Here is a 24812-nt window from a genome sequence, read left to right as displayed (position 1 = left end):
AATCTGTCACAACCCTTGCATCCTTGCTGGTTAATTCAGGTTATAATAAGAGTGTAAAGAAAAACAAATCAACAATTAACACCTTAGGAGGCTCAACCATACATGTTCGTTCCGTATTGTGAACGAGTAAATCTTTCCTCCTTGTGTAAGCGATTGCAAAAAGTGTTTCACGAGAGTGGAGATTGCAAAAGGCTATGCTTGGGATCCTGAAGCCGGCCTATCCCCTAACCTCAAAGCCAAAAATGCCTTTCAAAAGGACCAGTAAAACAGGATATTGCCATCCATCGGGCAATTAGCTGGAATATTGCCTATCAAGGTACCATACGCAATAGGAAAGCATCTTGCCAAAAGAATGAATTCAAGGTAACTGGCACAGAAATATGGTGACAGAAGCCCTAAAAGGATTTTGGGATGCTCAATCCAGTTTAAGCCTAGCATTACATGTTTGGTCATTCACTGGGACTTCAGAAAAGACATAAAAAGGCCGGAGGAAGGGAGAAAATGCATCTTTAGGCATGGTGCCTGTATACTGAAAATCCTTTTCCGTATGTGCCTTTAAGCTCTCGAGACTGCCACTGATTGTCAATCAAATAATAATGATGGAAAGATCAATGAGTCCCGCGGTGACTATACCGCATTTAAAAGAAGATACCTTATCTTTATGGATGAAACAATATCATAAAGAGTATCCGGATCTTCTACGGAACAGCATACATCGGCTGACTGCCCCAAAATGATACCCAAAAGGATCATATTAGGCGCTTTAAAGCTTGGCTGGTGCCATGGTTGGGTCTCTTAAGGTGTTAAACAATAACAGGCTCCCTCACGCAGAGGGAGCCTGTTATTGTATGACAAGGGTTCCAAAAAGTACCACTTCTTATTCGGTTCTTTTAGACAGGCATCTGTCACATTCCATCAAGTAGGATTCCGCCTGTTCCTCCATATGTTCACCGCATTCCGGACATACCTTTTTGGGAAGGGTTCTAAAAAATTCAACTGGATTGATCATAATACACACCCCTTTTGTAATACAAATTCAGAATCATATATCTGTTATAGTACAGTATAAACAAAAAACGTTTTTTTGGATAGCCTATTTTCACAAAAAAATAAAAAATTCCGCCTTTAGGAACCTKATATGATGTCAAGGTTAAAAAGTGACAATTTTATTACAAACTAAGGTTTTTTGGCTTTAATTATATTCATCAATCCTTTACAATTAAGGTGAACAGAATTAGAAAAAAAATGGGGAATGATGCCTGCTAATGGAGAACCTCGAATTATCATTAAACCCAATTCTTTTATTGGTAGCGATTCTTTTGACATTAATGTCTTCTTATACAGCGCTGGATTTATTCACTTTAAAGAAGTCTTCGGATAAGAATAAGCGACTTCTTTTTATTGGTGCTTCGGTTTCAATGGGGATTGGCATATGGGTGATGAATTTCTTCGGCTTCCTTGCCTGGAATATTGGCGAATCGGTATCCTATCAGATTTCAATTAATATCCTTTCAATTTTGCTGGGAATCACGTTTACCACCCTGGCATTTCTTATGCTTGCAGGGAAGGGCATCGATGGCCGCCGGCTATTGCTGAGCAGTTTATTCATGACCATTGCCGTATTATCCGTCCATATTATAGGTATGTACTCTTTGGGGATTTCTTTTCGCTACCAGCCGGCAATCATGGCTATAGCGATTTTGCTTGTATATCTTGCTTTCTTCTTTTCATTTTGGATACTTTTTTACTCCAAGAATTTTTCACAATCAAGCCATATCTGGCTGAAGCCCTTAACTGCCCTGGTGGTTACAGGTGCGATTGTCCAGGGGCATATGCTGCTTACCCAAGGTACGTCGTTCAATGTGCTTGATGGGCAGGGAGCAGAAGAAATCACAATTCCTCAGTCGCTGATCAGCTATATTATCCTGTTCGTGGCTGTCATCATTTTAGGGGGATTGATTTCCTCCAGCGCTCTTGTCAGCAAACGACTTGCCGATAGTGATACCAATTTGAAAGATATTACTGATGCCCTTAATGTTTCCTCGATTGTTGCCATAACCGACCCTAAAGGTAAAATCACTTATGTGAACGATAAATTCGTGGAGATTTCCAAGTACACTGAGGAAGAGCTTCTTGGCCAAAACCATTCCATTCTTAATTCCGGGTACCATTCCAAGGAATTCTTCAAGGAAATGTGGGCAACGATTGGGAAAGGGAAGACGTGGAAAGGTGAAATACGCAACAAGGCGAAGGATGGTTCCTACTACTGGGTCCACACTACCATTGTTCCCTTCCTGAACAGAAAGGGGAAGCCCTACCAGTATGTAGCTATACGTTCGGATATCACAAGCAGGAAGGCTGCTGAAGCAAATCTAAAGGATTCCTTGAAGGAAGTCAGCGATTACAAGTTCGCAATCGACCAGGCAGCCATTGTGGCCTTTACGGATGAAAAAGGCATCATTAAAAGTGTGAACGATAAGTTTGTTGAGATCTCGAAATACTCGCGGGAGGAACTGATCGGTCAGGATCACCGGCTGCTCAATTCCGGCTTTCATCCAAAGGAATTTTTCAAGGACTTGTGGAAAACGATTGGCAGCGGGAAAGTATGGAAAGGCGAAATCCGCAACCGGGCGAAAGATGGTTCGTATTATTGGGTTGACACAACGATTGTGCCATTCCTTAAAGAGAATGGAAAACCGTATCAGTACCTGGCTATCAGGAATGATATTACCGAACGGAAAAAAACTGAGGAAATGCTGCACAGGCAGGATAAGCTTGCTGCAGTCGGCCAGCTTGCCGCGGGGGTTGCCCATGAAATCCGGAATCCGTTGACATCGATGAAAGGGTATGCCGAGTTTTTGCAGCTGGATGAAGAAGATCCGCAGCGCCGTGAGTTCATTGATATCATTCTCGACGAAATTGACCGAGTCAATAATATTGTGGAAGAGTTCATGCTGCTTGCCAAGCCTAAAGCAGTGGAGCTGGAGGAAAGGAACATTGTGCCTATCCTCGGGAATACCGTCTCGCTCCTGGAGTTTGAGGCAAGGAAACGGAATGTTAAATTGCATTTTGATTTCAATGAAGATATCGTGCAAATCGAATGTGATGAAAACAGGCTCAAGCAAGTATTCCTGAATTTTATTAAAAATGGAATTGAAGCCATGCCGGCTGGCGGTGATTTATTTGTTCGTGCCAATGTGGCAGGAAGCAATGTTGAAATTTCCATCCAGGATACAGGAGTTGGAATCCCGCCTGAAACCCTCAAGAAGATTGGGGAGCCTTTCTATACAACTAAAAAGAATGGCAACGGACTGGGCCTTATGGTCTCGTTCAAAATTATCGAAAGCCATAATGGCAAAGTGTATATTGAGAGCGAACAGAATAAGGGGACGACTTTTAAAATTCTCCTTCCCGCAAAGACAGCCTAGGAAGATGAGCCAATGCTCATCTTCTTTTTTTTACCAAAGATCTCAGTCGAAACATTTCCATGACCTCCTTAATTTAGTGGAAATTGTTGAAAAACGGACATATATTATGTTGAGAGCGCTAACACCGCAATAAAAAAATCAACTATCATAAATATATATATACGTTAGTAAGGAGGAGAAAAGGTGGCGGAGACAGCAAAGGTAAGAACGGTATGCGGATATTGCGGGACTGGCTGCGGCCTGGTGCTGGAAGTGGAGAACAATCAGATTGTTAAAATAAGGGGAGACAAAGAAGCGCCTGTCAATAAAGGACAAACCTGTGTGAAAGGGGCATTCGCCTACAAATATGTCCATGCCCCAAACCGCCTGAAACATCCTTTGATCAGGAAAGGGGGCACTCTGGTAAAGGCTACTTGGGATGAAGCTTATGATTTTATCGCAAAAAGGCTCACAAGCATCAAGGAAAATCACGGTCCTGATGCCATATCGATGTTCGCGTGCGCCAGGACGACAAATGAATCCAACTACATTACCCAAAAATTCATGAGGACCGCTATCGGAAGCAACCATATCGATGGCTGCAACCGAACGTGACATGCCCCAAGTGTCGCCGGTCTGGCGACTGTGTTCGGAAGCGGCTTTCCAACAAATACCCTGGAGGACTTCGATGAGGCAGAGGTACTGCTCCTGATGGGTTCGAATACGTCAGAAGCTCACCCAATTATTGCCAACCGAATGAAAAAAGCGGCTAAAAAAGGGCTTAAAATCATTGTGGTGGATCCTAGAAAAATCGATATGGTCAAATCTTCCCACCGCCATTTACAGCTTGAGGTCGGTTCGGATATTGCCTTGATAAATGCCATGATTCACACAATTATAAAAGAGGAATTGTATAATACCGATTTTATCAAGGAACATACAACCGAATTTGAGGCATTAAGACAGAAGGTAGAAAGGTATACTCCTGAGTTTGCTGAAACCTTGACCGGCCTTGGCGCGGACATGATTATGGAGGCTGCCCGAGAGTATGCTCTCGCAAGAAAATCGATGATTGCCTATACACTGGGAATCACTGAGCACCATTGCGGAGTGAACAATGTGCTCGATATTGCGAATCTGGCCTTATTGACCGGGCATATCGGAAAAAGCGGAACAGGCATCATGCCGCTGCGCGGGCAGAATAATGTCCAGGGAGCAGGGGATATGGGCTGCTTGCCAAATCAGCTGACAGGAGGTATAAGCCTGGCGGATGAAAACTACCGCAAACGGTTTGAGAAGGCTTGGGGCAGAGAAATAAACAGTAAGATAGGCGATACCCAGACAAGGACATTTGAGCGCATGGAAAACAATGAAGTCAAGGCGCTGTATATCATTGGCGAAAACCCTCTGCTTGCGGACGTGCATATGAATCATACCAAGGAAATATTTAAAAAACTTGAATTGCTGGTTGTCCAGGACATTTTCATGACAGAGACAGCAGAATACGCTCATGTGGTCCTGCCTGCAACATCATGGGGAGAATCGGAGGGTACCTTTACCAATACGGACCGGCGTATTCAAAGGGTGAGGAAAGCTGTGGAGCCGCAAGGAGAGGCGAAAGAAGACTGGGAAATTCTTTGTGAGCTGTCTGGCCGGCTTGGTTATCCTATGAAGTACGAATCAAGTGAACAGATTTGGAACGAGGTCCGTGAATTGGCGTGGGAAATGTATGGCGGAATCTCCTATGAACGGCTGGAAACGGAATATAGTATCCATTATCCGTGCCCGGATGAGCATCACCCTGGCACAAAAATCATGCATCTGGAGTTCCATGACACCGACAAGAGGAAGGTTTCAGGCTTTGTTCCTGTCGATTACACACCGCCAATTGAACTTCCCGATCAAGAATATCCGTTCACTCTTACCACCGGACGCCGCTATGAATCCTATAATACGCATACGCAGACCAGATTTTATGCAGAAGGCGTCAAACTCAAGCAAACGGAAGAGAGCCTTGATATCCATCCGGAAGATGCTGCAAGGCTCGGAATTGAGGATGGCGGCTTGGTCCAGGTGCGCTCACGGAGAGGGGAGCTGCAGGTAAAAGCCAAAGTAACAGATCAGGTGGTGCCCGGCCTTGTGTTTATGAGCTTTCATTGGTCCGAGGTACCGACAAATGTCCTTACCATTAATGAGTTTGATCCAATTTCGGGCACTGCGGAATTTAAAGTATGCGCTGTCTCCGTTACACCTGTCTCCTAAAAAAGCAGGTTCATCTTTATTAGGGAATAAAAAATAAACGGAGAAATTCCGCTTATACCGGGAAATATCATCATTTCCCTGAATATAAGCGGAATTTTTCCGTTTATACTCATCTTAATCCTAAATATGGCTCCATATAGAGAGGTTAACCGGAATTTCTCCGTCTATTTATGCTTTTTAAGCTCCTGAAATTTACTTAACCGGAATTTCTCCTCCTATTCATTGCCCTTCATCCATAATTTTTCTTCAATTGACGATATTCCGGTCCTTTTCTGTTTTCTCTATTCTCTGAATACCTCTTTTCGTAAACAAATTAAGCATGAAATTCGCAAACCTGTTAAAGTGGCCGTCCATTTTAGCAGAAAGGTCGGCTGCTCTTTCAAAAATCGAGGACTTGATGAAATCCAGCTTCCGATCGAGTTTTTCAGCATTTGCTCCATGGCTGTCCAACGCTTCCATCACCGTTTTATGGTAGACGTTTTGGAGGTCGTCATGCCGCTCCAGAACTTCTTTCATTTCAATTTGGTGTTTTAGATGTTCATTCAAAGATGCTGTTGTTTTTTCATACTCGGCAAGTTTGCGGTTCATGTCACGTAGTAATTTTTCCTGCAATATGACTTGCTCCAATAAGACATCGTTGTACATTTCGCTTTTTTGCGCGTTTGCGGAATGGAATTCAACGATTTTTTTTGCCAGTATTTGTTGTTCCTGCAGGGTATTTTCGAGGAAGTTTACGCGGAAGACCGCCTGGTTGCTGGAGGCGGGCGTCTTTGTTTCCGGATGAAAGACTTTTGCGGCATGCTTTTTATCTTTAGGCATACACCTTCTCCTCCTTTTTATTGTTTTAATATCGTATGATACCTGCCGGAGTTGGGACCGGGCTTCCCAAAGTCTGGGCCAAAGCGGAGATTTTTTCATGAAAGCAGAGGATTTGCGAATACTAAAAAAAACGGTGAATGAAGGGAGCGGGTTTTATGCTGACGAATGGGCAGTTGGATGCTTTGAAACAGCAATTGCTTGAAAGGAGACAGGAGCTCAAACAAAACTTCGAGATCAATGAGCATTATGGCATGGAAAGAGGGCATTACCACGAATCGATGGGGGAGCTATCCAGCATTGATAACCACCCGGCGGATGAGGGAACGGCCCTGTATGAACGGGAAAAGGATATCGCATTGAACCAGCATGACGAATATCAGCTGGAAAATATCAACATGGCTCTTCAGTCAATGGAGAAAGGGGAATATGGTTCGTGCCAAGTCTGCGGCAAGGAAATTCCCTACGAGCGGCTGCAGGCTGTGCCAGAAACAAGGTACTGCGTTGAGCACACACCAGACAGAACGATCAGTACAAACCGCCCAATTGAAGAAGGGGTGCTGATGCCGCCTTTTGGTAAATTTGATAAGGATTTGCAGGATGAAAGTGTTGCCTACGATGCGGAGGATTCCTGGCAAGATGTAGCAAGCTTTGGAACATCGGACACCCCTTCCGATTTTTTTCAGCCACAGGACCATTATAATGATGTATATAATGAGTCCGAAGAAAACACCGATTACGTAGAGGATTTTGAAAATTTCATTGGCAATGATATCGAAGGGAAGGAAATTACCGTATATCCAAACGCCCAGCATGAGCAATACGAAAGTCAACTGGATGAGGAAGGAATCATGACATCATTTGGGGACCTCCCTGCTTATGAACATGACCCTTATGTGGAAGACGAGAAGGAAAGGGACAGCTTCGATATTGATTAAGCAAGGCAGCCGGCTGCGGAAAACTCCGCGGCCGGCTTTTTTATAAAAAGGCTTTTATAAAAAATTTGGTTAGCAGCCAATAATCCCGGGAAAAGAGAAGGAAACAGCAGATGAAAATGAGGTGCAATCATGAAAGACAAGCTTCTTCGATATGGAAAGAAAGTTTTCCGCGAATTTCAGAATGACCAGGCTACCGGGCTGGCTGCCCAGCAGGCATACTATTATATGCTTGCTCTCTTTCCAATGCTAATCCTGTTAGTAGCCATTGTTCCATACTTGAATATCCAGCCTGAATCAGCCCTGCAGTTTGTAGACGATGCCTTGCCGCCAGAGGCGGCTGAACTGTTAAGGGACAATGTCCTAAGGATTGTCACGGAACGGAATGGCGGTTTGCTGACTTTCGGAATCATAGGGACGATTTGGTCTGCATCAAATGGGATGAATGCATTTATTAAGGCGATGAATACTGCTTTTGATGTCGAAGAGACCCGTTCCTTCATCAAAGCGAGACTCATTTCCATCTTAATGACCTTTGCCCTGATTCTGGCATTTGTCGTTGCGCTGCTTCTTCCGGTTTTCGGAAGAGTCATCCTGGATTTTCTGACATCTCTCCTTCCTATTTCGGGTGGCATGGAAATCCTGCTAGCGATTATGCGCTGGGTAATCGCGTTCACTATTATCATTGCGGTCCTGGTTTTATTATACCGAGTGGCTCCAAACAAAAAGTATCCATGGAAGCATGTGCTTCCGGGTGCCATTTTTGCGACCATCATGTGGCAGTTGATTTCCCTGGGCTTTTCCTTTTATGTCAGCAATTTCGGCAATTACTCCGCAACCTACGGAAGCATCGGCGGGGTGATTGTCCTTATGCTTTGGCTGTTCCTTACGGGACTTGCCCTCGTCATTGGCGGCGAAATCAATGCAGTATATCACCATGAGAAGGACAGGGAGCGTAAATTCGGGGGCAACAAACACGTCATTACACCGTAATCCAAAAAGATGGGCCCAGTGGGTCCATCCTTTTTTGATTATGGAAATATTGTTCAGTTAAAATAAAAGTTCATACACCTCATTCAGTTGATAGGCACGCTGTTCATCCTGTTCATTTTTTGCGTATTGGATTTCCCAAGGCAGGATCTTATTAAGATATTCCGATTCTTCAAAGGTCAGGTCATGGACCAGTGCCCCTTCAGAAGCATAATTTCCCTTTTCAATTTTGCGGTATATGCGGACGCTGACATCCTCTTTTTCCGTATAGTTCGCAAGGATCTCTCTCAAATAGGCAATTGTCTGTTCCATTACTCTTTCCGCTCCTCAAAATAGTCACGAAATTTATCAGTATCGGTAAGTCCCAGGTTTTCATAATAGGGATTATCTACAGTAGAATCTTTTGCGTCCAAATTCGTCTTGATCACCAGCATCGGTTTACTCGGAGCATCGGCAATCAATCGGTCGTCCAGTTCTTTAAAATCCGGCATCTTTTCGCTCCCAGGTTTATTTGGTTCCATCTCACGCACCTCCTGCCATTATTTTGCTATGCTGTTCATAAAATTATGTATGAAGGGCTGTTTACCAATTCTAATGCTGCTTTGTATGATACAATAGAAGGATGTAGAATATAATCGTTATTTAGCGAAGATTATCGATAGGTGTAAAACGGATGGCAAATGCTATAATTGCATGGGTTCAAGGAGTGGGTGGACGAAATGGCTGATAACAACAGGCTGCAGCTGAACGTGAGAGTCGCAAAAGAGACTGCCGATAAATTGGATGAGATTGTTGCTTATTATCAGGCAAACACCAAAATCGGAAGAGTATATAAAGGTGATGTACTGACAGATATCATCGAAAAGTCCTATGAGGTTATGCTAAAACAAAAACAGCGCAGCGGGTAACCGCTGTAAGAGGAAAAAGGGTGCCTGAACCGGCACCCCTTTTTTGTGGCCTTTTCCAGAATTTATTGTGCAAGATAAAAATTTTTTTGTTCATTAAAAAAATTTGGAAAAAAGAAGGAATCAGGTATTAAACAGAGAAATATTCATAATATTCAAATTTAATTTCCTTAATTTGGGTGGTGATAACTACTACTAACAGAGAAAATGTAAGCGTTACCATTAGTGGTTTTGCATACCGAAAGGATTTTTTTCCAAGGAGGGGAATTCGTGAATCTAAAACAATTATTAGACTCGAATATTGAAACATTTGGGAAATATGATGTCATTCATTTCAGGCAGAGGTCCTACACCAACTTGGAGACAAAAGAGATTTCAGAGAGTCTGGCTGCCGGGTTGCAGTCAATGGGTATTGGCAGCGGAGATAAGGTGATGGTCATCATGCCTAATTGCCCTGAAGTGATTTTTGCCTATCAGGGAATCATCCGTGCAGGTGCTGTAATTATTCCTGTCATGTTTACGCTCCATCCAAAAGAAATCCACTATATCCTTTCCAACAGCGATGTAAAGGCGGTTATTACGTCTGCATTTGTGATAGAAAAAGTCAGGGAAGCGATAAAGGGTCTGGGTGTGAAGCCTGCTATCATTGCGGTCGATATGCCTGCTGGCGTGAACATCCGCTCTTTCAGCGATGTCCTGAAACATCCAGCCGATGGTACTGGAAAGAACAATGTCACCATTTCCGAAAACGATACAGCCGTTATTCTTTATACATCTGGAACAACCGGAAGCCCAAAAGGAGTCATTCTGACCCATAAAAATCTCTACTCCAATGCAGCTAATTCAGCAAAGCATAATGAAACAGAGAGGGGAACGACGCTGGGGGTTCTTCCGCTTGCCCATGTGTATGGTTTAACGATGTCCAATATCTGCTTTTTAACCGGTGGTTCGGTTGTTGTCTTTCCCGCTTTTAATCCTGCCGAAATTTTTGCAGCCATTGAAAAATATAAAGTAAAGTCGTTTTCCGCCGTACCCGCCATGATACATGCATTGCTTTCCTACCCAGACAGTGAAAATTACGATACTAGCAGCCTCGAATGGGTGGGGTCCGGTTCGGCCCCGCTGCCGGTCGCTCTTTTACAAGCGTTCCAGGAAAAATTCAAGGCTAAGGTTTATGAGGGCTATGGGCTTTCGGAAGCTGCCCCTGTGGTCACTTCCCATCGGAAAAACCGCCCAATCAAGCCCGGCTCGGTCGGTATCCCGATTCCAGGTGTGGAGGTCAGGATTGTGGATGAAGATGGCGTGGAGGTACCTGCAGGAGAGGTTGGGGAGCTGGTTGTCAGGGGCGACAATGTGACAAAAGGATATTATGAGAGGCCTGACGAAACAGAAAAGATTCTTAAGGATTCCTGGCTGCATACCGGTGACATGGCACGGATGGATGAGGAAGGCTATGTCTTCATCGTTGACCGCAAAAAGGACCTGATCATCAGAGGAGGCTTCAACATCTATCCCCGCGACGTGGAGGAAATCCTCAATGGCCATGAAGCTGTTTCGGAGGCTGCTGTGGTGGGAGTGCCGGATGAACGGATGGGGGAAGAGATGGTGGCCTGTATCGTAAAAAAGAATGGATCAAGTGTTTCTGAAGAGGAACTGCTTTTGTATTGCCAGGACCATCTTGCCATAAACAAAACACCCAGGAAAGTCGTGTTTATGGAAGCCCTGCCGAGAAATGGAGTCGGAAAAATCCTTAAAACCCAATTGCGGAAGGCGGCCGCAAATATCGTGCAGCCTTTTGGGCAGGAATGAGGGCTGATCGGTTTTACTCATAGGGCATACATCAAGGGTATCCTTACCATGAATATTTTTCTTTAAGGGGCTGATATTGTGGAAGAACGGACGATATTAACGACAAGCAAGCGCGGGCTAATGGAGGATTCATTTCCATTCCGGCTGTATCAGAAGGCCAAAAAGCACGGCATCTGGAATCCAGCTGAAATTGATTTTTCCCAGGATGCGAAGGATTGGGAAACGCTGACTGCAGAGCAGCAGCATGACATTCTCCGGCTGATTTCACAGTTCCAGGCAGGGGAGGAAGCGGTAACGCTTGACTTGCTGCCATTAATCATGAGCATTGCCAAGGAAGGGAGGCTGGAAGAAGAAATGTTCCTGACCACTTTCCTTTTTGAAGAGGCAAAGCACACGGAATTCTTCCGGCTGGTCCTGAATGCCATCGGAGAAACAGGAGACCTTTCCCATTTCCACTCTGATACGTATAAAACGATATTTTATAAGATTCTGCCTGAAACCATGCAAAGACTGGAGACAGACCAGTCCCCGGAAGCCGTGGCTGAAGCGGCGACGGTGTACAACATGTTTGTCGAAGGAGTAATGGCTGAAACAGGATATTACTCTTTCTATCAATCTCTTGAACAATTAGGGCTGATGCCAGGCTTGCTGAAAGGCATCGAGAATTTGAAGCGCGATGAGTCCCGCCATATTGCCTACGGGACATTCCTTCTTCAGCGCCTGATTTGCGAGCATCCCCATCTCTATGATCTTGTAGCTGAGAAGATGGAAAAACTGGCACCTTTGGCTGTCAGGATTAACCAGGAAGGGTTTGCGGGCCGCGACGTGAGCGAATTTGGACATATACTTGAAGATACCATGAATTTCACGATGAAGCAGCTGTCAGTAAGAATGGATATCCTGGCACGTGCTAAAGGAAAGAAAATCGAAGAAATCTACGGTGTTTCTGAAAAAGAAATGGGCGTTCTGTAATACCAATATAGAGGAGGATTAAAATGAGTGTTAAAACAGAAGTTCTAACGTTCCCTTTGTTTATCAACGGTAAATGGCAGCAGGCGGCCAGCATGGGAACCTTTGAGGTCCATAATCCGGCAACAGGTGATGTTGTCGCAGAGGTGGCGAAAGGATCAGCAGAAGATGTGGATAAGGCTGTTCAAGCGGCAAGAGAGGCTTTCGACAATACGGAATGGAAAAAAATGGGTCCCAAGGAACGTTCCAAAGTTCTTTACGCTATTTCTCATCAAATTGCAGCGCATGGAGAGGAACTTTGCTATCTCGAGGCAATAAGCTCTGGCGGGACTGTCAGGCGGATTGGCTCAAACGATATTTTGCAGATGGTGGATCTATTCCAGACCCTGGCTAAGTTCGTTGAAAGTTACGAGTTCTCCGAAACTCTGCCTTCACCTCCGTTTCCGGGACCTGCCCATAATTTTATCTGGAGGGAACCTATTGGCGTTTGTGCGGCAATAACTCCTTGGAATATGCCGATGCTGATCGCTTCCTGGAAAATAGCACCGGCACTTGCAATGGGGAATACGATTGTCGTGAAGCCTGCAAGCTATACCCCGCTTTCGACACTGAAACTTGCAGAAATCATTTCAAAGGTAGTTCCTCCAGGTGTCATTAATGTCGTGACCGGGCCGGGAGCTGAAGTGGGAGAAGCGCTGATCCGCCATAAGGATGTCGACAAAGTCGCGTTTACAGGATCCACTGAGGTTGGCCGGCGTGTCATGGAGCTTTCGGCAGCAACAATTAAGAATACGACCCTTGAGCTTGGTGGCAAGTCGCCCAATATTATCCTTGAAGACGCCGAACTCGAAATTGCCTTGCCTGGCAGCTTGTTTGGTGTATTCCTTCATTCAGGCCAGCTGTGCGAATCAGGCACGAGGCTCTTCGTTCCCGACCACCTCCATGATGTTATTGTAGAAGGGCTTGTGCAGCTTGCATCCAAAATAAAGCCAGGCAATCCGCTGGATCCGGCAGCCGACATCGGTCCTGTGATTTCGAAAAAACAGAAGGAAAGCATCTTATCCTATATTGAAGCAGGCAAACAGGAAGGAGCCACCCTAGTTTGCGGAGGCGGGGAGATGACGGTTCCAGGCTGTGCAGGCGGCCATTTTATTGAACCGACGATTTTTACCAATGTAACAAACGATATGAAAATTGCCAGGGAGGAGATATTCGGCCCTGTCCTGTGTGTCATCCGCTATTCTGAACTTGAAGAAGCCATCAAAATGGCGAATGATTCAATCTATGGCCTGGCAGCCGGGGTCTGGACAAGTGATGTCAATAAGGCCTACGAAGTGGCCAGGAAGCTGCAGGCAGGTGTGGTGTGGATCAATGATTGGCATATGCTGAGAAATGATGCTCCTTTTGGCGGCTATAAGCAAAGCGGGATTGGCAGGGAAATGGGAAAGCAATCACTTGATGCCTATACCCAGGTTAAACACGTCCATACTTCAATGGTACCTGAAATCCAACGCCGCAGCTGGTACGGGTTGTTATTTTCAGAGTGAACCAAACTTTTTCCATAAAAAATTCAATGAGGTGAAGAGGATGCAAACACGGACGATGTCACAGTTTATGCTGCGGACTGCCATATACAGCGGTTCAAATACAAGGGCACTTGTACCTGATCTTTTTAAAGGGCTGGGTGCTAAAAGAGTTTTGTTGTTAAGTGACAGGGGGCTGGAGCAGGCCGGTGTCGTTGAAAAGGTGGCACAGATTTTTTCGCTGACATCCCGAGGAGGTCCCGAGCTTGCAGGCATGTTTCTTGATATCACCCAGGACGCGGAGAGCAAGTGTGTCAATGCAGCTGTAAGGTATGCAAGGGAGATTGGTGCGGACGGGCTTTTGGCTGTGGGCGGCGGGAGTGTTCTTGATACGGTGAAAGGGGTCAAGTACGCCTTGCATAAGGGCCTTTCGGATATTAAGGAAGCCATCCCTGGCGGATTATTGTACGAGCAGTTCCCGGAGGCCAACCATATTCCGATTCCCCATATCTCCGTGCCTACAACAGCGGGTACTGGATCGGAGGTTTCGCCAATCGCGGTTATTTTCAATGAAGAAATACAAATGAAGACCAATATTATCAACCCATTTATTTCGTCCGATATCGCTGTCCTCGACCCGGATTTGACGGTGGGTCTTCCTCCGGCCATCACAGCTTTTACAGGCTTTGATGCACTGACCCATGCCGTCGAGGCGCTTGCGTCGCCGACAGCGACCGCGCTGACCGATGCACAGGCCCTGCATGCCATCCGCCTCATTGAAAAAAACTTGCCGGAAGCTGTCGCAAACGGGGTAAATGTTGAGGCACGCATGGAAATGCTGCAAGCGAGCTTAATGGGAATCACGGCCTTTAGCTTTGCCCTGAATGCAATTCCGGTCCATAACTTTGCGCATGCCTATGGCGCTCTCTTCCGAATTCCGCATGGACTGGCGAATGCTGTCTTCCTCCCTGTTGTAATGGAAAGCATACCTAGCCTTTATTTGCCAAAGGTCAGGGAACTTGCGGAGGCCCTTAGAGTGAAAGCCGCACCGGATGATGATCCGACCGGGATTTTGGCGAAAACAGTGGAGAAAATCCGCATGCTTCAGATGAAAACCGGGTTGCCGCAGGATTTCGCCCAGTATAGTCTTACAGAGGAAGACATCAAAAGAAGTATACTGGCAGTGAGTTCCGACCCGGCTGCAGTTAATTTTCCTATGCCTAAAGAATTGATCGCAGCAGTCGGCCAGCGAGTGGTGCCACTCACAGTAAATTAAAAAAGATATTATTATACTAAAAGAGGTGCACTTGTGCACCTCTTTTTTTGTGAATTAACTGAAAGCCAAAACAAATTTGTCTAAAATATGAACATTTTTATTGCGTTTCCAGTGTGTATAAGATATTATTGCAATAACAAGAAAATTATGGATAGGGGCGTAGAGAATGGTACGGATGTCTTTTGCAGGTGTAGGCGGTTTTATTCTCGTGTTTATTGAATCCTACATTGTCATGCAGTTCAAGGGCTATCAGACGATTGATTTTGGCGGCATCTCACCATTTATCAGCGTCTGGGCAATGAACTTCTTCCTCTTGTTTTCCATTCTTACTCAAGTGAAGGATTGGTATTTAAGCAGGGAAGAAGGGGCGGAAGAGAGTTATATTGATTAACCATACAACATTCAGGATGCCTGCAAACGGGGCATCCTTTTTATTTTTCCTCATGATCATCCTGTTCCATATCATCGATGGCCGCCCGCAGGCCTTCATAAAACAATCCTTCATGGCACACCGGGCTGTGATTGTGATCTGTGCTGGGAAACCTATTTTTCTCCTTGTCATCCTCTTTCTTCATTTCCATCAGAATCCCTCCTTTCCTTTTTGTTATGATATCCTTTCCGCTGGAAATTAAGCCTGTTTTTACGTGCAATAATGCAAAAAGGAAATAAGGATACCTATCGGTGGCAATGGGGTGCCTGTTGTCTTAAAATACAAGCAGGCAGAAAAATGGATGGTGGTGTTAAGATGCAGGGAATTGGAGATCATTTACAGAAGGGTCTTGATATTGTTTTCATTGGGTTCAATCCAAGCATTCGCTCTGGGGAAACTGGTCACCATTATGCCAATCCCAATAACCGCTTTTGGAAGATCCTCTTTGAATCAGGACTGACTCCCCGTAAATATGAAGCAGCAGAGGATGCCGGGCTTTTGGATATTGGATATGGTCTGACAAATATTGTTTCCCGTCCGACAAAGGCAGCAGATGAAATCACAAAGGAAGAATATAAGCAGGGAAGAGAAGAATTGAAAAGCAAAATCGGCTTCTATAACCCCAAAATTGCCTGTTTTGTAGGAAAGGGTGTCTATCAGGAATATAGCGGCAGAAAAAATATAGGGTGGGGAAGGCAGGAAGAATCGATGGTACCCGGAACCATTGATTTTGTGGCTCCTTCTTCAAGCGGACTGGTGCGGATGAAGCTTGCGGAAATTGTTGCGATTTACAGCGAGCTGGCAGAGCTAAAAATAAAAACCACAGGCAAAGCCTCTGGCTGGATGGATTAACATTATATTTCCTGCAGAGCAGGGCTCCTTCCGTCCGTACAGTGGTTAAGTGTCCCGCAACAAGCGAATGTTCGGAAGGAGCCCTTTTATTATACCACTTCAAAGGACATATAAACAGGTGGATGGAAAAAGAGCGCCGTACTTTTATTTCCAGCCCGAAAAATGGTATGATGTTTTTGATTTTAAATATAAGGAGATGTTGATAATGGCTAAAAAAGGATACATACAAATGCAAAATGGGGAAAAAATCGAATTCGAACTCTATCCAAACGAAGCCCCTGGAACTGTTGCCAACTTTGAAAAACTGGCAAACGAAGGATTCTACAATGGATTGAATTTCCACCGCGTCATCCCTGGTTTTGTTTCTCAGGGAGGATGCCCTAATGGAACCGGAACAGGTGGCCCTGGCTATACAATCAAATGCGAAACGGAAGGAAATCCGCACAAGCATGAAGCTGGTGCCCTTTCAATGGCCCATGCTGGCAAAGACACAGGCGGAAGCCAATTCTTCATTGTCCATGAGCCACAGCCGCACCTGAATGGTGTTCACACCGTTTTCGGAAAGGTAACATCCGGTCTTGAAGCCGCTAAAGCAATGAGGAACGGCGATGTTATGGAAAAGATTGTTGTAGAAGATTAAGTTAAAACTGAAACCTCCTCTTTTTTTGAAAAAGAGGGGTTTTTTTTATATGGTCCACCGGAAAGCTGCCAATGATTTGCCAACAAATATGTAAATCATTCAATTTATTGCTTGTATTTTCTGAAAGTTCAAAATAAAATAGAGAAGAACATACCAACTGGTTGGTATGAAAAACAAAGAGGGATGCATCCCCTTAGCTATCGGCAGAAAATAAAAAAGAATGGAGATGAGGAAGTTGGAATTACGCCTGACAGATGAGCAAAAAATGGTTCAGCAAACAATCCGCCGTTTTGTGGAAAAGGAACTAATGCCGCTTGAAAACGATGTATTGCGAAATGAACGAGAAGGAAAGCCTGGCCTTCCTCCCGGCAAATTAAAAGAGCTTCAGCTGAAAGCTAAGGAAGCTGGGTTCTGGGGAATCAACACTCCGGAGGAATATGGCGGTGCAGATCTTGGCCAAATGATGATGGCTTTGGTATATATGGAGGTTTCCAAGACTTTTGTACCATTTGCCTTTGGCGGGTCGGCGGACAACATCCTCTATTATGCCAATGAAGAGCAAAAACAAAAATATCTACTCCCTACCATCAATGGCGACAAAAAATCATGTTTCGCGATGACCGAACCTGGTGCCGGTTCCGATACACAAAATATTAAAATGACCGCTGTCAAGGACGGCAGTGAATGGGTGCTCAATGGCGAAAAAACCTTCATAACTGGCGGAAATGAAGCTGATTTTGTAATGGTGATTGCCATCACCGACAAGGAAAGGCATCGGGCGACAAGGGGCCGTGAAGGCGTTACCTGCTTTATCGCCGACCGGGACATGGGCTGGAAGTCAGAGTATATACATACGATGGGAGAATGGGGTCCTGCAGGGCTGGTATTCGACAATGTACGTGTTCCGGAGGAAAACATCCTTGGGGAATTGCACAAAGGCTATAATCTTGGGCTTGAGTGGATAGGCTTTGCAAGGTGGATTGTTGGCGCACGTGCTGTAGGTGCAGCTGAGAGAGTCATGCAGATGTCAATCGATTATGCAAAAGAAAGAGAGACATTCGGCAAGCCGATCGCCGATAGGCAGGCAATACAATGGATGATCGCCGATTCGGCTGTCGAGATTGAAGCGGCACGATGGCTTGTCCTGAATGCGGCTTACACACTTGACAAAGGGGAAGACAACCGCCACCTCGCATCGATTGCCAAGCTGTATGGCGCGAATATGGGCAACAGGGTCATTGATCGGGCGCTGCAAATTCACGGCGGAATGGGTTATACCAGGGAACTGCCCCTTGAGCGCTGGTACCGTGAAGCAAGGCTATGGAGAATTTATGATGGCACAGATGAGATCCAGAAACTGATTATTTCCAGAAATTTAATCAAAGGGCATGTAAAATTGGGCCAGTACATTTAAGATAGAATTGTAAGCGCTATCTTTCAAGGTGAGGAGTTTAATAGTTTTTTAAAGGAGGAGTTTTAGCATGACAGGTAGATTTGCCGGGAAAGTCGCTTTCGTTACAGGAGGAAGCAGGGGGATTGGAAAAGGTATTGTGGAGCTGTTCGCCCGGGAAGGAGCAAAGGTTGCTTTTATCGACCTTGATGCGGAGGCTCTCGAACAGACAACAGCCGAACTGAAGGAACAGGGGGTGGAAGTATATTCAAAGGTTGCCAGTGTTACGGATGCCGGGCAGATGGAGGAAGTAGCCAAAGAGATCAATGATACACTCGGTTCGCTTGACATCCTCGTAAACAATGCGGGAGTCATTCGTGACAACCTGCTGTTTAAAATGACCGACCAGGACTGGGATACAGTCATGGATGTTCACCTGAAGGGCTCCTTCCTGGCCGCTCGGGCTGCCCAGAAATACATGGTCGAAAATAAATATGGCCGGATTATCAATATTTCCTCAACATCTGCTCTTGGCAACAGAGGCCAGGCCAACTATGCCACTGCGAAGGCAGGGCTGCAGGGCTTCACCAAGACACTGGCGATTGAGCTCGGCCGCTATGGCATCACGGCGAACTCCGTTGCCCCAGGATTCATTGAAACCGATATGACAAAAGAAACAGCGCGAAGAATCGGCATTCCGTTTGAGGAACTGATCAAGGCAAGTGTAGCGCAAATTCCGGTCGGCAGAAGCGGAAAGCCAGAGGATATTGCGAATGCCGTTGCCTTCTTCGCGGACGAGAAATCGTCTTTTGTAAACGGTCAGGTCATTTACGTTGCTGGAGGCCCAAAAACCTAATTTTTTTCGAGGAGGCTGTATGATGTTCAAGGAAATGATTGGTAAAAGCTCAAACAAAGTCAAGAATACCGTTGAACGCGGAGCCGTCAAAAAATTTGCTGAAGCCATCGGCGATATACATCCGATTTATCTGGATGAAGAAACAGGGAAAAAGTCCMGTTACGGCGCCAATATTGCTCCCCCGACATTCCCGAGGGTCTTTGACTATGGCGTGATTGAGGGGTTGAACCTGCCCAACAAGGGCCTTATCCATGGAGAGCAAATCTACCATTATGAACGGCCGCTGCTGGTTGGGGAGGATGTCTATTGTTATGCCAGGATTGGCGATTATTACGAGAAAAAAGGGGCTCTTGGCGAGATGGGCTTCATAGTCCTTGAAAATAATGGCGAGGATCAGGAAGGCAATCTGATCTTTTCTTCCAAATCGGTTGTCATTCTTTCCGAAGCCTATAGGAAGGTGCAGAACGTATGACAAAGATTGCGGAGCTTTTTGTTGGGGATGCATTGAAAGAAATCCAGCTTGAACCTGTTTCCAGGATTGACCTGATTAAATATGCAGGTGCTTCCGGGGATTTCAACCCCATCCATACGATTGATGAGGAAGCCAAAAATGCTGGCCTGCCTGGAATCATTGCGCATGGAATGTGGACAATGGGAAATCTCGCCAAGCTTTTCACAACCTACTACGAGGAAGGCTTCATAGAGGAGTATTCCATTCGATTCCGCGGCATGGTCTTTCTGAATGATGTCATCACTCTGAAGGCTGAGCTTAAGGGTCGGCAAAATGATAGGCTGACGTTTGAGGTCCTTGCCGTGAATCAGGACCAGAAGCCTGTCCTGAAGGGCGAGGTTGTATATAAGGTCTATTAACTGGCAGTTCCCCGGCCCAAAAGGGGAAATTCATTCAAAAGGGTGATTTCGTGGCTGTTAAAATGGAATTAAGCTTCAAGCCTCCAGTATTCCAGTCGGTGGAAGAAGAAAGAAAGCATTTGAAGGAAAGGCTGGCGGCCGCCTTCCGGCTGTTTTCCAAATTCGGGTTTGATGAGGGGGTAGCCGGGCATATCACGGCCAGGGACCCTGAATGGAAGGATCATTTTTGGGTGAATCCTTTCGGTGTCCATTTCAGTTTAATTAAAGCATCCGATCTTATCCTATGCAACCATGAAGGGGCTGTGGTAGAGGGGAAGCTTCCGGTTAACCGGGCAGCGTTTGCCATCCATTCGCAGGTACATGCTGCGCGGCCTGATGTGGTAGCGGCAGCCCATGCCCATTCCGTTTACGGGAAATCATGGTCTTCGCTCGGAAGGCTGCTGGATCCGATTACCCAGGATGCCTGCGCGTTTTATGATGATCATTCTTTGTTCGATGATTATACCGGTGTGGTTCTTGATGTAGAGGAGGGACGCCGGATTGGTGTGGCCCTGGGCGATAAAAAAGCCTGCATCCTGCGGAACCATGGCTTGCTGACAGTCGGCAAATCGGTGGATGAAGCTGCATGGTGGTTTATTACCATGGAACGTTCATGCCAGGCACAGCTGCTGGCAGAGGCATCCGGAAAACCTGTGCTCATTGATCCGGCCAATGCTGAAACGACTCGGAGCCAGGTAGGTACGACAGAAGCAGGCTGGTTCCAGTTCCAGCCTTTGTGGAACAGGATTGTAAAAGAACAGCCAGATCTGCTCGACTGACAGGCAAACGCAAATCAAAAGGCGAAGACGTTTCTTCGCCTTTTGACGAATGTCCACCTGCACGTAAAAGGCAATGGGGAGGCAGCATAATGAGGGTTGGTGTTGTCGGAACGGGGGCAGTAGGAGGTTATTTTGGCGCCTGTCTGAGCAGGGCGGGAAACGAGGTCATTTTCCATGCCCGGGGAACCAATCTGGCCAGGCTCAAGGCAGACGGGCTTGCCATAGAAAGTGAACAGGGGGATTTTGCAGCGTCCGGGATTTTTACAGACTCCTATGATGAAATGGCAGATGCCGATGTTGTCCTGTTTTGTGTAAAGGCTACGGCTACCGAGGAAGTCGCCATGCGTCTGCTGCCCGTTTTAAAGGAGGAGGCAATCATCCTTACACTGCAGAATGGCGTTTGCAACGAAGGAATATTGGCAACTTATTTTGGGGAAGGCCGTGTATTATCCTCTGCTACCTATATACAGGCCCAGCAGCGGGAGCCAGGGGTCGTGAGGCAAATAGGAATTCCACCGCGGCTGGTTATTGGAGCAATCGATTCTTCGGGAAATGAACAGGTTCCAAAAACGGCAGCCCTGCTCAACTCGGCTGGCATTGAGACAGTTGTTTCAAATAATATCATGCTTATTAAATGGAAAAAACTTTTATGGAATGTCACGTTCAATCCGCTTTCGGCCATGCTTGAATCGAAGGTGGGAACTATACTGGATGATGCCGGCCTTAGGAAGACAGCGGAACGGATATGCCGGGAAGCAATTACTGTTGCCAGAAGGTCGGGAATTCATCTGGATGAGGATGCCTGGAAGGAGATTATGGCACAGGGGGAATTGGGACGAAACCATGAAACTTCCATGCTCCAGGATAGAAGAAAAGGAAAACCAATGGAAATTGAATCGATTTGCGGATTTATCGTGAATAAAGGCAAAGATCTTAAGGTTGAAACCCCCGTCCTGGAGGCTGTTTATTCCATTCTAAAAGAAATGGAAAAAACAACGGGATAAGGGTGAAAATGCACTAGATAGGAGGGTTAGGATGGAAGCAAGTGAAAGCGGGGCGTCTTTTTATGACTATCTTGGTTTTATTGGAGAATACGATGACACCGGGCTTTCCTATCGTCTGGAACTTCCGCTGCAGCACTTTTTGCTTCAGGAAGATGGGACGGTGCATCCTGGAGTTTTTGCAACCATGCTGGATATTGTCATGGGTGCTTCCATCTCGAAAGCTACCAGCTCCTTTGCGGTTACAATCAATTTAAATCTCAGCTATTTTGATTTGGACCCCAAGCAAACATACTTCGCCGAAACATCCATTCTTTTTCGTGATGGCAAGTATGTGACAGCTGACGGAGTCATTTATGACCAAAATCGCAAACCGGTTGCAAAAGGAACCGGAACATTCAAAACCAATCCGAAAAGCAGCTCTGTTTCTATTGATAAAGAAATGGAGGCCGGGTAGGGAGGCGGCTTGATGTCGGCAACACAGCAAAAAAAAGCTTGTATCACAAAAAATCCATTTCTGGACCACTTAGGATTTGAAATAGAAAAGCAGAACAACAAAGATATTGTAATAAAGCTTTCAATGGATTTAAAGCATCTTAATACCAACAAGATGCTTCACGGCGGAGTTCATGCAGCCATGCTTGATACCATCCAATCCCTGGCGCTCAAGGCAGTCTGCCAGTCGAATGTTGCCGTGATGAATTTAAATGTACATTACCTTTCCGCAATAGGCTCGGGTGTTGTGTCAGCCAGAGCAAGAATCAACAAGCTTGGCTACAAAACGGCTGCGGTTGAGTCGGAAATCCATGATGAGCAGGATGTTTTGATTGCCAAGGGGTCCGGAATTTATAAAATCATCCGGCCAGCGGGTAAATAAAATGATAGGAAGATAAAATTATTTTTTTAATAAAATGCTTCCTGGTTAAATCGGTAAGTGTTTAAAAATTTACTCAGACTGAACACGAAATATTTGTTGAATATTGAGAAAGTTTTGTATATTATGGTTGGTGTATACATACCGACTAGTTAGTAGGTTGACAGAAAAATAGCTTAGGAGTGATGGATATGAACTTTACTTATTCAGATAAAGTGCAGGAGCTCCAACAGAAATTAACCCAATTCATGGATGAATATGTTTATCCTAACGAGAAATTGTATTATGAACAGCTGGATCCGCAAGATCGTTTTGCCACGGTCCCGCCAATTATGGAGGAGCTGAAGCAAAAAGCAAAGGATGCCGGTTTATGGAATCTCTTCCTTCCCGAAAGTGAACTGGGCGCTGGTTTGACGAATCTGGAATATGCCCCTCTTTGTGAAATCATGGGCCGTTCAAGCATTGCTCCTGAGGTTTTCAATTGCGCTGCACCGGATACCGGCAATATGGAAGTGCTGGTTCGCTATGGAACGGAGGAGCACAAGGAAAAATGGCTGAAACCGCTGCTAAATGGCGAAATTCGTTCCTGCTTTTCTATGACAGAGCCGGATGTAGCCTCCTCTGATGCAACAAATATCGAAGCAAGCATCATTCGCGATGGTGATGAATATGTCATCAATGGCACCAAATGGTGGTCCTCGGGCGCAGGAGACCCTCGCTGCAAAATTGCGATTGTGATGGGGAAAAACGACCCAAATGCTCCGAAACATGAACAGCAATCGATGATCCTCGTTCCCCTGGATACACCTGGAGTAACGATCAAGCGAGTCCTTCCGGTTTTCGGGTATGACCATGCTCCCCATGGCCATGCGGAGATAGAATATGACAATGTCCGCGTCCCGGCGTCCAATATGCTTTGGGGTGAAGGAAAGGGCTTTGCGATTGCACAGGGAAGGCTCGGCCCAGGCAGGATCCACCACTGCATGAGGACCATAGGGGCCGCAGAGCGGGCACTTGAGCTGTTATGCATGCGTGTGCAAAACAGGGAAGCATTCGGCAAGAAGCTGGCAGAGCAAGGTGCCATTCAGGAGTGGATTGCCGATTCGAGAATTGAAATCGAACAGGCGAGACTGCTTACGTTAAAAGCAGCTTACATGATGGATACAGTCGGAAATAAAGAAGCAAAATCGGAAATCGCCATGATCAAGGTCGTGGCTCCGAATATGGCACTGAATGTCATCGACCGCGCCATCCAGGCATTCGGGGCAGCTGGTGTTAGCGAAGATACGCCATTGGCGGCCAGCTGGGCGAACATCAGGACATTGAGGCTTGCTGACGGGCCGGATGAAGTCCACCGCCGTGCAATCGCAAGATATGAACTGAAAAAATACCGTTAAAAAGGGGGTTATTCCGTGCATATACAAGAACTGTTCAGCCTGAAAGGCAAAACCGCTCTCATCACTGGTGGCGGAAGGGGCTTAGGCGAGCAAATCGCAGAAGGGTTTGCGGAAGCAGGAGCAAACGTCGTTCTCTGCTCCCGTAAAGAGGAAGCCTGTGTCGAGGTCGCCGAAAAGCTTAAAGGCCTAGGGGTGGAAACGCTCGCTTTGAAATGTGATGTTACCAATCCCGAAGACGTAAACAAAGTTGTCAAGGCGGCACTGGACAAGTTTGGCCGCATCGATATCCTTGTCAATAACAGCGGCGCTTCCTGGGGAGCTCCAGCGGAAGAAATGCCGCTCGAAGCCTGGCAAAAAGTCATGAATGTCAATGTGACCGGCACCTTCCTGATGTCCCAGGCAGTGGGCAAAGTGATGATTGAACAGCAATCCGGAAAGATCATCAATATTGCTTCTGTTGCTGGATTAAAGGGGTCCAACCCAAAGTTCATGAATGCAATCGGCTACAATGCAAGCAAGGGAGCTGTTGTCACCTTTACGAAAGACCTCGCCGTAAAATGGGGCCCAAAGGGTATTCATGTGAATGCGATCGCTCCGGGATTCTTTCCCACCAAAATGTCAAAGGGGCTTCTTGATAAGGGAGGAGAAGCCATCCTGGAGGGAACTCCATTAAGGAAGTTTGGAACCGAAAATGATTTGAAGGGTGTTGCCTTGTTATTGGCGGCGCCAGCATCCGACTTTATGACGGGTGAAATCATTGTCGTCGACGGCGGCACAAATGCAATGTAGGCA

At 45.9% G+C, this 24812-nt stretch carries 27 protein-coding genes; 22 read left to right on the top strand and 5 right to left on the bottom strand.

The genetic code is table 11. The features are described 5' to 3' along the window. Nucleotides 1-877: 877 nt before the first annotated feature. Nucleotides 878-1012, bottom strand: coding sequence for a protein YhfH (yhfH, locus tag ADU22_RS24425; RefSeq protein WP_502688769.1), 135 nt, complete (start codon nucleotides 1010-1012; stop codon nucleotides 878-880). A gap of 253 nt (nucleotides 1013-1265) precedes the next feature. Here yhfH and ADU22_RS20190 point away from each other — a divergent pair, with 253 nt between their 5' ends. Next, on the top strand, nucleotides 1266-3428 hold the full coding sequence (locus ADU22_RS20190; protein WP_053363774.1) for a PAS domain S-box protein: 2163 nt from the start codon (nucleotides 1266-1268) through the stop codon (nucleotides 3426-3428). A gap of 183 nt (nucleotides 3429-3611) precedes the next feature. Continuing rightward, nucleotides 3612-5669: a formate dehydrogenase subunit alpha gene (gene fdhF / locus ADU22_RS20180; protein WP_286132336.1), complete on the top strand. Its 2058-nt coding sequence runs from the start codon at nucleotides 3612-3614 to the stop codon at nucleotides 5667-5669. Between the two features lie 246 nt (nucleotides 5670-5915). Here the strand turns inward: fdhF and ADU22_RS20175 are convergent, their stop codons facing one another. Beyond that, nucleotides 5916-6488 (bottom strand): hypothetical protein, encoded by a 573-nt coding sequence (locus tag ADU22_RS20175; RefSeq protein ID WP_053363772.1) that lies wholly within the window; start codon nucleotides 6486-6488, stop codon nucleotides 5916-5918. Between the two features lie 155 nt (nucleotides 6489-6643). Here ADU22_RS20175 and ADU22_RS20170 point away from each other — a divergent pair, with 155 nt between their 5' ends. Together ADU22_RS20170 and ADU22_RS20165 are read left to right on the top strand one after the other, a co-directional pair. Next, nucleotides 6644-7423, top strand: coding sequence for a TraR/DksA C4-type zinc finger protein (locus tag ADU22_RS20170; RefSeq protein WP_053363771.1), 780 nt, complete (start codon nucleotides 6644-6646; stop codon nucleotides 7421-7423). Nucleotides 7424-7552: 129 nt separating this feature from the next. After that, nucleotides 7553-8413: a YihY/virulence factor BrkB family protein gene (locus ADU22_RS20165; RefSeq protein ID WP_053363770.1), complete on the top strand. Its 861-nt coding sequence runs from the start codon at nucleotides 7553-7555 to the stop codon at nucleotides 8411-8413. Nucleotides 8414-8470: 57 nt separating this feature from the next. Here ADU22_RS20165 and ADU22_RS20160 read toward each other — a convergent pair whose 3' ends face one another. After that, the gene (locus ADU22_RS20160; protein ID WP_053363769.1) at nucleotides 8471-8722 is read right to left on the bottom strand and encodes a sigma-G-dependent sporulation-specific acid-soluble spore protein CsgA; all 252 of its coding nucleotides are present in this window, start codon (nucleotides 8720-8722) and stop codon (nucleotides 8471-8473) included. Then, a complete protein-coding gene (locus ADU22_RS20155; protein WP_053363768.1) occupies nucleotides 8722-8931 on the bottom strand; it encodes a hypothetical protein in 210 nt (69 codons plus the stop codon). Before ADU22_RS20155 ends, ADU22_RS20160 begins: the two co-directional genes overlap by 1 nt. Nucleotides 8932-9129: 198 nt before the next feature. Here ADU22_RS20155 and ADU22_RS20150 point away from each other — a divergent pair, with 198 nt between their 5' ends. The 6 genes from ADU22_RS20150 to ADU22_RS20125 all read left to right on the top strand — a co-directional run bounded on the left by ADU22_RS20150 (nucleotide 9130) and on the right by ADU22_RS20125 (nucleotide 15283). Then, on the top strand, nucleotides 9130-9318 hold the full coding sequence (locus ADU22_RS20150; RefSeq protein WP_053363767.1) for a hypothetical protein: 189 nt from the start codon (nucleotides 9130-9132) through the stop codon (nucleotides 9316-9318). Nucleotides 9319-9585: 267 nt separating this feature from the next. Continuing rightward, nucleotides 9586-11124, top strand: a complete 1539-nt coding sequence (locus ADU22_RS20145) for a long-chain-fatty-acid--CoA ligase (protein WP_053363766.1) — start codon at nucleotides 9586-9588, stop codon at nucleotides 11122-11124. 78 nt (nucleotides 11125-11202) lie between these two features. Continuing rightward, a complete protein-coding gene (locus ADU22_RS20140; protein ID WP_082252948.1) occupies nucleotides 11203-12096 on the top strand; it encodes a R2-like ligand-binding oxidase in 894 nt (297 codons plus the stop codon). 23 nt (nucleotides 12097-12119) lie between these two features. Then, nucleotides 12120-13640: an aldehyde dehydrogenase family protein gene (locus tag ADU22_RS20135; protein ID WP_053363765.1), complete on the top strand. Its 1521-nt coding sequence runs from the start codon at nucleotides 12120-12122 to the stop codon at nucleotides 13638-13640. A 40-nt stretch (nucleotides 13641-13680) separates the two neighbouring features. Then, nucleotides 13681-14892: an iron-containing alcohol dehydrogenase gene (locus ADU22_RS20130; protein WP_053363764.1), complete on the top strand. Its 1212-nt coding sequence runs from the start codon at nucleotides 13681-13683 to the stop codon at nucleotides 14890-14892. Nucleotides 14893-15058: 166 nt separating this feature from the next. Continuing rightward, a complete protein-coding gene (locus ADU22_RS20125) occupies nucleotides 15059-15283 on the top strand; it encodes a hypothetical protein (protein ID WP_046523940.1) in 225 nt (74 codons plus the stop codon). Between the two features lie 40 nt (nucleotides 15284-15323). On the opposite strand, the gene ADU22_RS24840 is transcribed toward ADU22_RS20125, so the two are convergent. Then, a complete protein-coding gene (locus tag ADU22_RS24840) occupies nucleotides 15324-15473 on the bottom strand; it encodes a hypothetical protein (protein ID WP_156324409.1) in 150 nt (49 codons plus the stop codon). Nucleotides 15474-15637: 164 nt separating this feature from the next. On the opposite strand from ADU22_RS24840, the gene ADU22_RS20120 reads away from it, so the two are divergent. The 12 genes from ADU22_RS20120 (at nucleotide 15638) to ADU22_RS20065 (ending at nucleotide 24809) form a co-directional block, all read left to right on the top strand. Next, complete coding sequence (locus ADU22_RS20120) at nucleotides 15638-16174, top strand: mismatch-specific DNA-glycosylase (protein ID WP_053364684.1); 537 nt, start codon at nucleotides 15638-15640, stop codon at nucleotides 16172-16174. A gap of 205 nt (nucleotides 16175-16379) precedes the next feature. Continuing rightward, nucleotides 16380-16814, top strand: coding sequence for a peptidylprolyl isomerase (locus tag ADU22_RS20115; protein ID WP_053363763.1), 435 nt, complete (start codon nucleotides 16380-16382; stop codon nucleotides 16812-16814). Between the two features lie 235 nt (nucleotides 16815-17049). After that, a complete protein-coding gene (locus ADU22_RS20110; protein WP_053363762.1) occupies nucleotides 17050-18228 on the top strand; it encodes an acyl-CoA dehydrogenase family protein in 1179 nt (392 codons plus the stop codon). Nucleotides 18229-18295: 67 nt separating this feature from the next. Then, nucleotides 18296-19060 (top strand): 3-oxoacyl-ACP reductase FabG, encoded by a 765-nt coding sequence (gene fabG / locus ADU22_RS20105; RefSeq protein WP_053363761.1) that lies wholly within the window; start codon nucleotides 18296-18298, stop codon nucleotides 19058-19060. Nucleotides 19061-19082: 22 nt separating this feature from the next. Beyond that, nucleotides 19083-19532: a MaoC family dehydratase N-terminal domain-containing protein gene (locus ADU22_RS20100; RefSeq protein ID WP_053363760.1), complete on the top strand. Its 450-nt coding sequence runs from the start codon at nucleotides 19083-19085 to the stop codon at nucleotides 19530-19532. Then, entirely contained in the window at nucleotides 19529-19930 is a 402-nt protein-coding gene (locus ADU22_RS20095; protein WP_053363759.1) for a MaoC/PaaZ C-terminal domain-containing protein, read from the top strand. The genes ADU22_RS20100 and ADU22_RS20095 overlap by 4 nt, the downstream gene beginning before the upstream one ends. A gap of 50 nt (nucleotides 19931-19980) precedes the next feature. Continuing rightward, nucleotides 19981-20748 carry a class II aldolase/adducin family protein gene (locus ADU22_RS20090; RefSeq protein ID WP_231687921.1) on the top strand — a complete coding sequence of 256 codons (768 nt, stop codon included), beginning with the start codon at nucleotides 19981-19983 and terminating at the stop codon, nucleotides 20746-20748. 89 nt (nucleotides 20749-20837) lie between these two features. Further along, a complete protein-coding gene (locus ADU22_RS20085) occupies nucleotides 20838-21752 on the top strand; it encodes a ketopantoate reductase family protein (RefSeq protein ID WP_053363758.1) in 915 nt (304 codons plus the stop codon). Nucleotides 21753-21783: 31 nt separating this feature from the next. After that, complete coding sequence (locus ADU22_RS20080; RefSeq protein WP_053363757.1) at nucleotides 21784-22206, top strand: PaaI family thioesterase; 423 nt, start codon at nucleotides 21784-21786, stop codon at nucleotides 22204-22206. Nucleotides 22207-22218: 12 nt separating this feature from the next. Then, nucleotides 22219-22626, top strand: coding sequence for a PaaI family thioesterase (locus ADU22_RS20075; RefSeq protein ID WP_053363756.1), 408 nt, complete (start codon nucleotides 22219-22221; stop codon nucleotides 22624-22626). A gap of 188 nt (nucleotides 22627-22814) precedes the next feature. Continuing rightward, nucleotides 22815-24020 (top strand): acyl-CoA dehydrogenase, encoded by a 1206-nt coding sequence (locus ADU22_RS20070; protein ID WP_053363755.1) that lies wholly within the window; start codon nucleotides 22815-22817, stop codon nucleotides 24018-24020. Between the two features lie 15 nt (nucleotides 24021-24035). Then, nucleotides 24036-24809, top strand: a complete 774-nt coding sequence (locus ADU22_RS20065) for an SDR family oxidoreductase (protein ID WP_053363754.1) — start codon at nucleotides 24036-24038, stop codon at nucleotides 24807-24809. The last annotated feature ends 3 nt before the right edge of the window (nucleotides 24810-24812 follow it).

This window comes from Bacillus sp. FJAT-27251 (assembly GCF_001273925.1).
In the GTDB taxonomy this organism is placed as follows: Bacteria; Bacillota; Bacilli; order Bacillales; family Cytobacillaceae; genus Mesobacillus_B.
The sequence above is the reverse complement of the archived record's forward strand: the minus strand, read 5'-3'. Positions and strand labels throughout refer to the sequence as shown.

Coding starts and splice junctions, on each gene's coding strand:
- ADU22_RS20190 (WP_053363774.1), top strand. CDS start 1,266: ATGGAGAACCTCGAATTATCATTAAACCCAATTCTTTTATTGGTAGCG.
- ADU22_RS20175 (WP_053363772.1), bottom strand. CDS start 6,488: ATGCCTAAAGATAAAAAGCATGCCGCAAAAGTCTTTCATCCGGAAACA.
- ADU22_RS20170 (WP_053363771.1), top strand. CDS start 6,644: ATGCTGACGAATGGGCAGTTGGATGCTTTGAAACAGCAATTGCTTGAA.
- ADU22_RS20165 (WP_053363770.1), top strand. CDS start 7,553: ATGAAAGACAAGCTTCTTCGATATGGAAAGAAAGTTTTCCGCGAATTT.
- ADU22_RS20160 (WP_053363769.1), bottom strand. CDS start 8,722: ATGGAACAGACAATTGCCTATTTGAGAGAGATCCTTGCGAACTATACG.
- ADU22_RS20155 (WP_053363768.1), bottom strand. CDS start 8,931: ATGGAACCAAATAAACCTGGGAGCGAAAAGATGCCGGATTTTAAAGAA.
- ADU22_RS20150 (WP_053363767.1), top strand. CDS start 9,130: ATGGCTGATAACAACAGGCTGCAGCTGAACGTGAGAGTCGCAAAAGAG.
- ADU22_RS20135 (WP_053363765.1), top strand. CDS start 12,120: ATGAGTGTTAAAACAGAAGTTCTAACGTTCCCTTTGTTTATCAACGGT.
- ADU22_RS20130 (WP_053363764.1), top strand. CDS start 13,681: ATGCAAACACGGACGATGTCACAGTTTATGCTGCGGACTGCCATATAC.
- ADU22_RS20125 (WP_046523940.1), top strand. CDS start 15,059: ATGGTACGGATGTCTTTTGCAGGTGTAGGCGGTTTTATTCTCGTGTTT.
- ADU22_RS24840 (WP_156324409.1), bottom strand. CDS start 15,473: ATGGAAATGAAGAAAGAGGATGACAAGGAGAAAAATAGGTTTCCCAGC.
- ADU22_RS20120 (WP_053364684.1), top strand. CDS start 15,638: ATGCAGGGAATTGGAGATCATTTACAGAAGGGTCTTGATATTGTTTTC.
- ADU22_RS20115 (WP_053363763.1), top strand. CDS start 16,380: ATGGCTAAAAAAGGATACATACAAATGCAAAATGGGGAAAAAATCGAA.
- fabG (WP_053363761.1), top strand. CDS start 18,296: ATGACAGGTAGATTTGCCGGGAAAGTCGCTTTCGTTACAGGAGGAAGC.
- ADU22_RS20095 (WP_053363759.1), top strand. CDS start 19,529: ATGACAAAGATTGCGGAGCTTTTTGTTGGGGATGCATTGAAAGAAATC.
- ADU22_RS20085 (WP_053363758.1), top strand. CDS start 20,838: ATGAGGGTTGGTGTTGTCGGAACGGGGGCAGTAGGAGGTTATTTTGGC.
- ADU22_RS20080 (WP_053363757.1), top strand. CDS start 21,784: ATGGAAGCAAGTGAAAGCGGGGCGTCTTTTTATGACTATCTTGGTTTT.
- ADU22_RS20075 (WP_053363756.1), top strand. CDS start 22,219: ATGTCGGCAACACAGCAAAAAAAAGCTTGTATCACAAAAAATCCATTT.
- ADU22_RS20070 (WP_053363755.1), top strand. CDS start 22,815: ATGAACTTTACTTATTCAGATAAAGTGCAGGAGCTCCAACAGAAATTA.